This window comes from Centipeda sp. (in: firmicutes) (assembly GCF_057271695.1).
Genome location: NZ_DBHIVL010000068.1, coordinates 1 through 12,993 on the forward strand (window position 1 = coordinate 1; position 12,993 = coordinate 12,993).

Below are 12,993 nucleotides of genomic sequence, written 5' to 3' on the forward strand. Positions count from 1 at the left end.
GGACGAAAAAATCTACGCCAATCTGACGGACTTCATTTTATCAGCGATTCCTTACCCAAAGATGAACGGAGGATGCAGACGATGGCGATATTGGACGAGATGAACGAAGTGTTTCGCGAGAAGTTCGGCGCGGCGGACACACACGCATATTTCTCACCGGGGCGCGTGAATCTCATCGGCGAGCATACGGACTACAACGGCGGCCATGTCTTCCCGTGCGCGATCTCGCTCGGTACGTACGCGCTCGTTGCACCGCGCACGGACGGCGTGTCGCGGCTCTACTCGATGAATCTGCCGGAGCAGGGCGTGGTGGAGTTCCCCATGCACGGCGCGGTGAAGACGGATGCCTATGGCTGGGCAAACTACCCCATCGGCGTTGTGCGCATGATGGAGGATGCGGGACACGCAGCGGCGCATGGCTTTGACATCCTGTTCTACGGCAATCTCCCGAACGGTGCGGGACTCTCCTCCTCGGCATCCATTGAGGTGCTGATGGCGGTTATCCTGAACGACGAACTCGGGCTTGGCATCGACATGGTGGAACTCGTGAAGCTCGCACAGAAGGCGGAGAATATCTTTGTCGGCATGAACTGCGGCATCATGGATCAGTTCGCCGTTGGCATGGGCAGGAAGGACTGTGCGATTCTCCTCGACTGCAACACGCTTGCGTACCGCTACAGCAAGCTCGCCCTCAAGGGGTGCAGCATTGTCATCACGAACACGAACAAGGCGCACAGTCTTGTCACGTCGGCGTACAACGAGCGTCGGATGCAGAGCGAGGCAGCCCTCAAGGCACTGCAGAAGGTGAAGGCGATCAAATCCCTCGGCGAGCTGACAAACGCGGAGTTCGATGAGAATGCCGCCGTAATCGAGGATGAGGTCGAGCGCAGACGCGCACGCCATGCGGTCTACGAGAACCGCCGCACGCTCGAAGCGGTGGAGGCGCTTGAGAAGAACGATGTGAGGCGTTTCGGTGCGCTGATGAACGACTCCCACGTTTCCCTGCGCGACGACTATGAGGTGACGGGCAAGGAGCTGGATACGCTCGCGGAACTTGCGTGGCAGCAGGAGGGCGTGCTCGGCTCACGCATGACGGGCGGCGGCTTTGCAGGCTGCACGGTCAGTATTGTGCGCGACGAGGCGATTCCCTCATTCGAGAAGAATGTTGCAGAGGCGTATACGGCGAAGATCGGCTATGCACCGAGCTTCTATGTGGCGAATATTGCGGACGGCGCACGCCGCCTGTAAGGTGAAAGGAGCATACTCATGGCTATCTTGGTTTGCGGCGGTGCGGGCTACATCGGCTCCCATGCCGTGCACGCGCTCGTCGAAAAGGGCGAGCAGGTCGTCATTGTCGATAATCTGCAGACGGGGCATCGCGGCGCACTGAACCCTGCGGCGAAATTTTACGAGGGCGATATTCGCGACGCTGCGGTGCTCGACAAGATTTTCACGGAGAATAAGATCGAGGCGGTCATTCATTTCGCGGCAAATTCGCTGGTCGGCGAGAGCATGGAAAAGCCGCTGCTCTACTTCAACAACAACGTCTACGGGATGCAGGTGCTCCTTGAGGCGATGGTGCGGCACGGCGTGGACAAGATTGTCTTCTCCTCGACGGCGGCGACCTACGGCGAGCCGAAGCGTGTGCCGATTCACGAGGACGACGAGACCTGCCCGACGAATACCTACGGCGAGACGAAGCTCACGATGGAGAAGATGATGAAGTGGGTGAGCCGCGCGAACGGCGTGCGCTATGTTTCTCTGCGCTATTTCAACGCGGCGGGCGCACTGCCCGATGGCTCGATCGGCGAGGATCACAAGACGGAGACACATCTGATACCGCTTATCCTGCAAGTGCCGACGGGCAGGCGCGACCATATCACGGTGTTCGGCGACGACTACCCGACACCGGACGGGACGTGTCTGCGCGACTACATCCATGTGGTCGATCTCGCGGATGCGCATGTGCTTGCGCTCGAATACCTCAGAAAGGGCGGCACGAGCGACATTTTCAACCTCGGCAACGGGCAGGGATTCTCGGTGAAGGAGATAATCGCGGCGGCAGAGAAGGCGACGGGACGCGCCATCAAGGTGGAGATCGGTGCACGCCGTGCGGGTGATCCTGCACAGCTCATTGCGTCGAGCGAGAAAGCGCGTACCGTGCTTGGATGGAAGCCGCAGTTCACGGATGTGGAGCAGGTGATCGGGACGGCGTGGAAATGGCATGAGAGCCATCCGCACGGGTATGAGGACTAGGACGGGAGGATGTATCATGTGTGACATTCAGCATGAAATCAGCCGCCTCCTGCACTTTGCCCGTCAGAAGGGACTGATTGCGCCCGAGGACGAGGTCTATGCGGCGAACCGCCTCCTTGATGTGCTGCACGTCGAGGACTATGTGCCCGAAGAGGTGGATGAAACGCTTGAAACGGCAACGCCGATTCTGGAGTGTATGCTCGACTACGCTGCAGAGAAGGGGCTGATCGAAGGCACGACGGACGAGCGCGACCTCTTCGATACGCGCATCATGGACTGTGTGATGCCGCGCCCATCCGAGGTTGTGCGTGCGTTCCGCGCATACTATGAAGAATCGCCGCGTGAGGCAACGGACTACTACTATGCGCTGAGCATCGCCTCGAACTACATCCGCAAGGCGCGCATCGACAAGAATATCGCGTGGAAAACGGCGACGGAGTTCGGGGATCTCGACGTGACGATCAACCTCTCGAAGCCGGAGAAGGATCCGCGCGATATTGCCAAGGCGAAACTCGCGAAGGCATCGGGGTATCCAAAGTGTCTGCTCTGCCGCGAGAACGAGGGCTATGCGGGGCGTGTGAACCACCCCGCACGCGAGACGCATCGTCTCATTCCTCTGGATCTTGCGGGTCATCCGTGGTTTTTGCAGTATTCCCCCTATACCTACTACAACGAGCACTGCATCGTGCTGAACAACGATCATGTGCCGATGGCGATTTCGCGTGAGACGTTCGAGAATCTGGCGGCGTTTCTTGAGCTTTTCCCGCACTATTTCGCGGGGTCAAATGCCGATCTGCCAATCGTGGGTGGCTCGATTCTCTCGCATGACCACTATCAGGGCGGACGCTATACGTTTGCGATGGAACGTGCGGCGGTGGAGCAGGAATATACCTTTGCGCACTATCCGCAGGTGCGTGCGGGGCGTGTGAAGTGGCCGATGTCGACGCTGCGGCTCACGTCCTCCGACAAGGGGGCACTCATCGATCTCGCGACGGCGATTCTCGCGGCATGGCGCACATACAGCGATGCCTCCGCAGACATTCTTGCGGAGACGGATGCGCCGCACAATACGATCACGCCGATTGCACGGCGGCGCGGCGCGGACTATGAGTTCGATCTCGTGTTCCGCAACAACCGCACGACGGCGGAGCATCCGCTTGGGCTGTTCCACCCGCACGCGGAGGTGCACCACATCAAGAAGGAGAACATCGGCCTGATCGAAGTACTGGGGCTAGCGATCCTGCCCGCGCGTCTCAAATCGGAGATGGAGCAGATCCGTGCGGAACTGCTGCGGGGAGCGGCGGACATCGCGGGCATCGCGGACATCGATAAGCATGCGGACTGGTATCGCTCGGTACGTGCAGCGCACACGACGGTCACGGAGGGAAATGTCGATGGGATTCTGCGCGACGAGATCGGCAAGGTGTTCCTGGAGGTGCTCACGCACGCGGGTGTGTTCAAGCGTGACGCGGCGGGGATGGCGGCGTTTGACCGCTGGATTGAAAGCATAGCGGGCGTGTAACAGGGGGAAGAGAGAATGAAAGCGACGATCGTTGATGTGGCGAAGGAGTCGGGCGTGTCTGTCGCGACGGTTTCGCGCGTCGTGAACGGGAACTATCCCGTGCGTGAAAAGACTCGGCTCAAGGTGGAGAACGCCATCAAGAAACTGGAGTATGTGCCGAATCTGCAGGCACGCGAGCTGAACACGCAGCGTTCTTCGAGCATCGGCGTCGTCGTACCGAGTTTTGACAATATGTTCTTTGCCCAGGTACTCGACGGCATCGAGGAGTATCTGCGGCAGAGCTCGTACTCTCTGCTCCTCGCGTGTGCGCAGAACGATGCGGCGCGCGAGGAGGAGTGTGTGCGGGACTTCATCACACGCAATGTTTCGGGCGTTATCGTCGTCAGTCCAAATACGGAGACGGCAGTCTCGGAGTTCTACGAGAATACGGCGGCGCGTCTGCCTCTGGTCTTTGTCAACAGCGAGCGCGAACGCGCGGGCATCTCGTATGTGACGAGCGATCAGCGCGGCGGGGCGCGTGCGGCACTCGAGCATCTCTTTCACTATGGGCATGAGCGCATCCTCTTTGTGCAGGGCGAGAACAGTGATTCCTACCGCATCAAGGAGAAGGTCTACCGTGAGATCATGCGGGAGCGCGGGGCGTTTCATCCGGAGGACATTGTAAACGTCGGCGAGGGCAATCGTATCGAGACGGTGGAAAATACCATGTTCATCCTCATGGATATGATGCTCGACCTAGAACCGACGGCGATCTTCTGCTGCAACGATCTCATGGCGATGGGGGCGGTCAACGCCTGTCAGCGCATGGGGCGGCGCGTGCCGCAGGACATCTCGGTGATCGGCTACGACAACACGGCACTCAGCCAGTATACCGCACCACAACTCACAACCATCGACCAGAATATGGGTGATCTCGGGCGGGAGGCGGCACGCCTCATGCTGAAGCAGATCGAGGAGGACGTGACGGAGAATGTCGTGCTTGCGAATACCGTGGTTGAACGTGAAACGACGGGCTTTCGCGTGGAGGAAAACGAACAACCAATCGAAGGGGGATATAAATGAATATTATCTATCATGAGAAAGGTAGGGTCTTTCATCTCTTTAACGATTCCATCAGTTACATCTTCATGGTGCTGCCGCACGGCGGGCTTGGATCGCTCTACTACGGAAAAGTGCTGCGCGACCGCGCAGGATTTGAGCATCTCTTTGAGCGCGTCCATCGCGGCATGACGGCGTGCGTCTTTGCGGACTGTCGTGACTACTCTCTGGATGCGATTCGGCAGGAGCTGCCGACCTACGGCTCGTCGGATTTTCGCCGTCCCGCGCTGAACGTATTGCAGGAGAACGGCAGCCGCATCCTTGATATGCAGTACACAGCGCATCGTATCGTGGATGGCAAGCCGAAGCTCGCGGGTCTGCCCGCGACCTACGTGGAGTCGGACGATGAGGCAAAGACCCTCATCGTTGAGGTGAAGGATGCGGTCACGGGGCTGCGTGCGGAACTCCTCTATACAATTTTTGCCGAGGGCGGTGCGATTGCGCGCAGTGTGCGCTATTGCAACGACGGCAAGGAAGTGCTGCACCTGCAGAAGGTCATGAGCATGTCGCTTGACCTGCCCGATACGGAATACGACTGGATGGAGCTGACGGGGGCGTGGACGCGTGAGCGTCACGTCGAGATCCGTCCGCTTGCAACGGGTATCACGGCAATCGGCAGCCGCCGCGGGCACTCCTCGGGGCAGTACAATTCGTTTGCGGCACTCCTGCGGCGTGGAACGACAGAAACGCAGGGCGAGGTGCTCGCCATGAGCCTCGTCTACAGCGGCAATTTCGAGATGCTCGCAGAAGTCGACAACCACGGTGTCACACGTTTGCAAGCGGGGATTCACAGCACGGATTTCGATTGGAAACTTGAACCTGGTACGGAGTTCCAGACACCCGAGGCGGTGCTCGTCTGGTCGGATGAGGGGCTGAACGGCATGAGTCAGACCTATCATCGTCTTTATCAAAAGCGTCTTGTGCGCGGGCAGTGGCGCGAAAAGGTTCGTCCCATCCTCATCAACAACTGGGAAGCGACGTATTTCGACTTTACGGAGGAGAAGCTGCTCACAATCGCGGACAAGGCGGCGGAGTGCGGCATCGAACTCTTCGTGCTCGACGACGGCTGGTTCGGCGCACGCACGTCCGACTATGCGGGACTTGGGGACTGGACGGTCAACCGCGACCGCCTGCCGAACGGCATTGACGGTCTCGCGGAGAAGATCGAGGAGCGCGGCATGAAGTTCGGCATCTGGGTTGAGCTCGAGATGGTCAATGAGGACTCCGACCTCTATCGTGCCCATCCCGATTGGGTGCTCTCCGTGCCGGGGCGTCGCAAGTCGCTCGGACGTTCGCAGTGCGTGCTCGACTTTTCGCGTAAGGATGTGGTCGATCATATCTACGGGCAGATGGAGGCGATTCTCGCGAGCGGCAAGGTCTCCTATGTGAAATGGGATATGAACCGCAGCATCACGGAGTGCTGGTCGCACGCGCTGCCCGCCGACCAGCAGGGCGAGGTGTTCCATCGCTACATCCTCGGACTTTATGATCTCTACGAGCGGTTGACATCGAACTTCCCCCATGTGCTCTTTGAGTCCTGCGCCTCGGGCGGCAACCGCTTCGATCCCGGCATGCTCTACTATGCGCCGCAGACGTGGGCGAGCGACAACTCCGATGCCGTTGAGCGGCAGAAGATCCAGTACGGAACATCCATGTGCTACCCCGTGAGCAGCATGGGCAGCCATGTCTCCGTTGTCCCGAACCATCAGGTCAACCGCATGACTCCGCTGCATACGCGTGCGAATACGGCGTACTTTGGGACGTTTGGCTATGAGCTCGATCTCAACAAGCTGACTGCGGAGGAGATCGCCGAGGTCAAGGAGCAGGTCGTCTTTATGAAGGAGTACCGTGAGATCCTCCAGTTCGGCACATTCTACCGTCTGCAAAGTCCCTTTGAGGGAAATGTAACGGTGTGGATGAGCGTGAGCGCGGACAAAAAGACGGCGATCGTCGGCTGGTACCGCACGCTGAACCGTGTGAACTACCGCTTCGAGCGTGTACGTCTTGCGGGGCTTCTGCCGGATGCGCTCTACGAGAACAGCCGCAGCGGTGCATGCTGCTACGGCGATGAGCTGATGAACTACGGACTCATCACGACGGACGGTACGGCGGGTGAGCCGAATGCAGAGAATGGACTGACCACAGACTTTGATTCGCGCATCTATGTGCTGAAGGCAGTTGAATAGTTTTTCATAGTGGGACGGGTATCTTTGCGGATACCCGTTTTTGTATGCAGAATCAATTGTGGGAAACACTGATAAATTCAGCCGCGCCATCTTAGCGCATCTTTTTTGCCCGAACAATGCCTGCAAATCCTCCACATAGCCCTTGCTATGCGTCCGGTTTGCTTCCTCGTTCGAACGAAAAAATCTGCGCAAATCTGACGGACTTCATTTTATCAGCGATTCCCTTGCATATTCCATTAACTTCCGATAAAATAGAACGTGGGGAAATGGCGTTCAAGAAGGAGGCTTCCTATGGCTGTCAAACGAATCTTTGTAGAGAAACGTCAGGGATTCTTCGATATTCCCGCACAGCGGCTCTGTGACGATCTGGTGGAGACATTTCGCCTGACGGATCTGCGTGCCGTGCGCATCATTACACGCTATGACGTAGAGGGACTGAGCGACGAGGAGTTCGCGCAGGTACGAAACATCGTTTTTGCCGATCCACCGGTTGATACGGTCTATGAGGATGTACTGCCGTTCTTTTCCGATGCGCGTATGTTCGCGATTGAGCCCCTGCCGGGGCAGTTTGACCCGACGGCAGCAGCAGCGGCGGAGTGCGTGCAGCTCGTGACACAGGGGGAGCGTCCCGATGTGCGGACGGCGCGTGTCATTGTTCTGATTGGGAAAATTGATGATCGTGTGTTTGAGCAGATCAAAGCATATCTCATCAATACGGTGGAAAGTCGTGAGGCATCGCTTGCAACGCCTGCCACACTGGAGAGCCGCATTGTGCTGCCGATGGACGTGGAGGTTCTCGCGCAGTTCAACCAGCTCTCGCGGGGGCAGCTCGAACAGTTCCACAGAGAGCACGGCTTTGCGATGAGCGAGGAAGACCTCGCGTTCGTGCAGCAGTATTTCCGCGACACGGAGCACCGTGCCCCGACGATTACGGAGCTGCGCGTCATTGATACCTACTGGTCGGATCACTGCCGGCATACGACATTTACCACGGCGATTGATGCCGTGAATATCGAGAACGGGTTTTTCTCCCTGCCGATCATCGAGACCTATCAGCAGTATACGGATGATCGCAGGGCGGTCTATGCGGGCGACAAACGCGATATGACGCTCATGGACATCGCCGTCATCGGGATGAAGACGCTGCGCGCAGAGGGCAAGCTGAAGGATCTCGATGAGTCCGAGGAAATCAATGCGTGCAGCATCCGCGTGACCGTCGATGTGGATGGAAAAGATGAGGACTGGCTCCTCATGTTCAAGAACGAGACGCACAACCACCCGACGGAGATTGAGCCGTTCGGCGGTGCGGCGACCTGTCTCGGCGGCGCGATCCGCGATCCACTCTCGGGGCGTTCCTACGTCTATCAAGCAATGCGCGTGACGGGCGCATCCGATCCGCGTACGCCGATTGAGGAGACGCTGCCCGGAAAGCTCCCGCAGAAGAAAATCACGCTCGGCGCAGCGGAGGGATACAGCTCCTACGGCAACCAGATTGGACTTGCGACGGGACAGGTGCGCGAGGTCTACCACAAGGGCTACCTTGCCAAACGCATGGAGATCGGTGCGGTCATCGGTGCTGCACCCGCCGCACAGGTCGTGCGTGAGCGTCCTGCTGCGGGGGATGTCATTGTCCTCCTTGGCGGGCGGACAGGCCGCGATGGCATCGGCGGTGCGACGGGCTCCTCGAAGCAGCATACGGAGGCATCTCTCACCACATCGGGCGCAGAGGTGCAGAAAGGCAACCCGCCGACGGAGCGCAAGATTCAGCGGCTTTTCCGGAGTCCCGAGGTCAGCCGCATGATTAAGCGGTGCAACGACTTCGGTGCGGGCGGCGCTGCCGTGGCGATTGGTGAGCTTGCCGACGGGCTGACGATCAATCTCGATGCCGTGCCGAAGAAGTACGAGGGGCTCGACGGCACGGAGCTTGCGATCTCCGAGTCACAGGAGCGCATGGCGGTCGTGCTCGCACCGAAGGATGTTCCTGCATTCCTGCGTCATGCGGATGCGGAGAATCTTGAAGCGACCGAAGTTGCTGTCGTGACCGCAGAGCCCCGTCTCGTCATGAAGTGGCGCGACAAGGAAATCGTGCGAATTGAGCGCGGTTTTCTTGCGACGAACGGCGTCCGTCAGCACGTCCGTGTCATTGTGGAATCGCCGCATGAGAAGGCTCCCTATATCCAGCAGCTGCCCCCGCTTGTCAGAAAGGCGGGACGCGTGCTTGAGGATATGTGGCTTGCGAATCTCGAGGATCTCAACGTGTGCAGCCAGAAAGGGCTGGGCGAGCGGTTCGACTCGACCGTTGGTGCGGCCTCCGTGCTCATGCCGTTCGGCGGGAAGTATCAGCTGACACCCTCGGAGGCGATGGTCGCGAAGCTCCCCGTACGTCATGGGGAGACAAATACGGCATCTGCAATGGCGTTCGGCTTTGACCCCAATCTTTCAACGTGGAGCCCGTTCCACGGAGCACTCTACGCAGTCGTTGAGGCAGTGGCAAAGATCGTCGCTGCGGGCGGCGAGGCGGCAAAGGTGCGTCTGACCCTGCAGGAGTATTTCGAGCGTCTCGGCACCGATCCGAAGAAATGGGGCAAGCCCTTTGCCGCGCTCCTCGGAGCCCTGCGTGCACAGCACGAGATGGGCATACCGGCGATTGGCGGCAAGGATTCCATGTCGGGCACGTTTGAGAATCTGAACGTGCCGCCGACCCTCGTTGCGTTCGCTGTGGCGACTCTGCGTGCGAACGAGGCACTGTCGCCCGAGTTCAAGTACCCGAACAACAAAGTCATCATGGTGCCTGTTCCGCACGATGCACAGGATCTTCCGGTATTTTCACGGCTCAATACCAACTTTGCAAAGATCCATCAGCTTGTGCAGGATAAGAAGGTCTTTTCTGCGATGAGTGTCGGACGCGGTGGTATCGCAGCTGCGATTTCCAAGATGTGTCTCGGCAACAATCTGGGCTTTAAGTTCACCTCGTTCATTCCACAGGATGACCTCTTTAAGCCGCTCTACGGCACGATGCTGCTTGAGGTCGCCTCCTCGTTCGATACCGCGGCGAATCTCAAGGGAACCGGTGCTGTCGAGATCGGCAGGACGCGTGACGTGCCGAGCATCATCACAGATCTGGATACGATTGTGCTCTCTGATGTCAGGGAAGCCTTTACGGAGCCATTGGAAAAAATATTCCCGACGACCGTGCCGCAGATCACGCGTCAGATCGATCGCCCGACCTATGCACCCTATACGCAGGGCAAATTCGTTGGCAGCTCGGTCAAGATTGCGAAGCCACGCGTCTGCATCCCCGTATTCCCGGGGACGAACTGCGAGTACGACTCCGCGCGTGCATGGGAGTGTGCGGGGGCGATTCCCGAGATTTTCGTCGTGCGGAACCTCACACCGAAGGCGGTCGAGGAAACCGTGACCGCGCTTGCGGCGGCGCTTCGGCAGTCCCAGATCCTCATGCTGCCGGGCGGCTTCAGCGGCGGCGACGAGCCGGACGGCACAGGGAAATTCATCGCGGCGATGTTCCGCGCACCTGCACTCACCGAGGCGGTACAGCGTCTCCTGCGCGATCAGGACGGGCTTATCCTCGGCATCTGCAACGGGTTCCAGGCACTCCTGAAGCTCGGCCTGCTGCCATACGGCAAAATCGTCGATCTGGATGAGAACTCGCCGACACTGACCTACAACAACATCGGACGTCATGTCTCCCAGACTGTGCGCGTGCGTGTCGCGTCGAACCTTTCACCGTGGCTCGCGGGAGTCAGCGTGGGGGATACCCACACGATTGCCATCTCGCATGGGGAAGGTCGATTCTACGCAGATGCAAAGACCGTGGCGAACCTCCGCATCCGTGGACAGATTGCGACCCAGTATGTGAACGACAAGGGAATGCCGACGCTCGAACACCCGTACAATCCGAACGGATCCGTCAACGCCATTGAGGGCATCACGAGTCCGGACGGGCGGATCTACGGGCGCATGGCGCACGCAGAGCGCATTGGTGAAAACATCAGCAAGAATGTGCCCGGTGAAATGAACCAGATGATCTTTGAGTCGGGTGTATCTTACTTTATGCGCTGATCTTTGGGAAATCAAAAAAGTATAACGAGAGGGCTGTTGCATGAAGCTAAAAAACTTCGTGCAGCAGCCCTTTTCTGCGTATTTTATCTCTAAACTATAGTTTGTTTTCATAAATTAAAACAATAGAAAAGACGGGACGAAAGTCTAGACGGGGGGGTGAACCGTGGTATAATTTTAGTACATGTTAAACTGTGGATAACTTTATTAGCCATGATTTAGCATGCGGTAAAATGTCGCGCCGCACAGAGGAATTCATGCGGCGAAGCGGAACGAAGTGTGCTGAACTTGTGCGCGTGTGGATGCGGCAGAGAGAGGTACGCTTCCGAAAGGATGATGGTGGCATGAAGAAAAAAGAGGCAAGAGTTCTGGCAGCGGCACTGCTCGCCGGTGGCACGTTCCTGACACTTGGTCAGGTGTCGGCGGCACCGATGGACAGTGACCGCAGCAGTGCAGCGCGCGAGATTGACCGCTCGGCGCGAGATGCCCGCGATGCAGCGGCGAAGAACGCGAAGGACATGGACGTGAAGAACATGAACGTGCGCGTGAGTGCCGTCATCGTTCAGGGGGCGGGAGAGACGAGCGAGACGACCATTCGTGCTCTGCTGCCCGAGCTAACGCGTGACACCGTGAATATCAGGAAGCTCTCGCAGGAGATCCAGAGCGTCAACGACACGGGCGGCATCCTCCTCGCGACGGAGTTCACGCCGGCAGGCACGGGTGCATACTGCGTCACGGTCAAGGTGGAGGAGAAAAAGAGCGACCATATCCGCCTCTCGGTCAGCAACACAGGGACGGACTACACGGGCGACTGGCGCACCGCACTCACCTACCTCAATACGAACATCTCGGGACACGCAGATACATTTGGTGCGGCATTCGTCACCTCTCCGGGACATTTCGGCGATGTGAAGGTCGGTGCACTCTCCTATCGGAAGCTCATGCCTGAGTGGAATGGTGCCGTATCCGTCAGCGTCAGCCACGGCCGCACAAACATTGACAACTATGACACGGGTGCAGGCAGCCTCTTTGACGTGAACATCGGCGGCAAGAGCACGAACGCCGACCTGCACTATCAGCGATTCCTCTCCTACACCGCGCGGAACAAGGACATCCTCGATTTCGGTATCGGTTACCGCCGCACGGAGAGTGATTTTGGCTATAACTTTATCGAGCGCAGGTTCAACAACAAGACGGATTATAGCGTCATGCTCGCCTCCGTCACCTATCTGCACAGCCAGCGCAAGGCGAACAGCGTCCTCTCCTACAACGTCGGACTTGCGGCGAACGTGAGCGGAGACGGGGCATCCTATGAGAAGGTCACGCCGGGCGCGGACAGCCAGTTCACCCTCCTGCGGGCAGGGGCGAACTATCAGGTGCGTGCAAAGAGCGACTGGGTCGGAGCCGTGCGTCTGAACGCACAGCATACGAAGGATCACGTCGTTCCCGCCGAACAGATCGGTGCGGGCGGTGCGATGAGCGTGCGCGGATTCGATGAGCGTGCGATCGGTGCGGACAAGGGGTTCGTGAGCAGCCTTGAGATCTACAGCCCCGAGATCGCAAAGCATACGCGTCTCCTCGCGTTCACGGACTACGCACATCTCTCGAACAACCGCAACGACCGAAACCGCAATGTGATCTTTGGCAGCGACAGCATCGCCAGTGCGGGTCTCGGCGTGCGCTATGTGGATGATCGGTTCTCGCTCTCGCTCGACTATGCGCGGGTTCTGCGTGATGCGGACAATCTGAACCTCAACAAGCAGAACAGCCGCCATTGGAATCTGATGGCAAGCGTGAGCTTCTAGGGAATCGCTGATAAAATGAAGTCCGTCAGATTGGCGTAGATTTTTTCGT

The 12,993-nt window shown here is 58.4% G+C and carries 7 protein-coding genes; all 7 read left to right on the forward strand.

What is annotated here, in order from left to right:
- Positions 1 to 81 precede the first annotated feature (81 nt).
- The 7 genes from ACO6BQ_RS09935 to ACO6BQ_RS09965 all read left to right on the forward strand — a co-directional run bounded on the left by ACO6BQ_RS09935 (position 82) and on the right by ACO6BQ_RS09965 (position 12,944).
- Positions 82 to 1,248 (forward strand): galactokinase, encoded by a 1,167-nt coding sequence (locus ACO6BQ_RS09935; RefSeq protein WP_489120714.1) that lies wholly within the window; start codon positions 82 to 84, stop codon positions 1,246 to 1,248.
- 18 nt (positions 1,249 to 1,266) lie between these two features.
- The gene (galE, locus tag ACO6BQ_RS09940; protein ID WP_489120716.1) at positions 1,267 to 2,256 is read left to right on the forward strand and encodes a UDP-glucose 4-epimerase GalE; all 990 of its coding nucleotides are present in this window, start codon (positions 1,267 to 1,269) and stop codon (positions 2,254 to 2,256) included.
- 16 nt (positions 2,257 to 2,272) lie between these two features.
- Entirely contained in the window at positions 2,273 to 3,778 is a 1,506-nt protein-coding gene (locus ACO6BQ_RS09945) for a UDP-glucose--hexose-1-phosphate uridylyltransferase (protein ID WP_489120717.1), read from the forward strand.
- Positions 3,779 to 3,793: 15 nt separating this feature from the next.
- Positions 3,794 to 4,840 carry a LacI family DNA-binding transcriptional regulator gene (locus ACO6BQ_RS09950; RefSeq protein WP_489120718.1) on the forward strand — a complete coding sequence of 349 codons (1,047 nt, stop codon included), beginning with the start codon at positions 3,794 to 3,796 and terminating at the stop codon, positions 4,838 to 4,840.
- Positions 4,837 to 7,062, forward strand: coding sequence for an alpha-galactosidase (locus tag ACO6BQ_RS09955; protein WP_489120719.1), 2,226 nt, complete (start codon positions 4,837 to 4,839; stop codon positions 7,060 to 7,062). Before ACO6BQ_RS09950 ends, ACO6BQ_RS09955 begins: the two co-directional genes overlap by 4 nt.
- A 291-nt stretch (positions 7,063 to 7,353) precedes the next feature.
- Entirely contained in the window at positions 7,354 to 11,142 is a 3,789-nt protein-coding gene (locus ACO6BQ_RS09960; protein WP_489120720.1) for a phosphoribosylformylglycinamidine synthase, read from the forward strand.
- Positions 11,143 to 11,396: 254 nt separating this feature from the next.
- Positions 11,397 to 12,944, forward strand: coding sequence for a ShlB/FhaC/HecB family hemolysin secretion/activation protein (locus ACO6BQ_RS09965; RefSeq protein WP_489120721.1), 1,548 nt, complete (start codon positions 11,397 to 11,399; stop codon positions 12,942 to 12,944).
- The last annotated feature ends 49 nt before the right edge of the window (positions 12,945 to 12,993 follow it).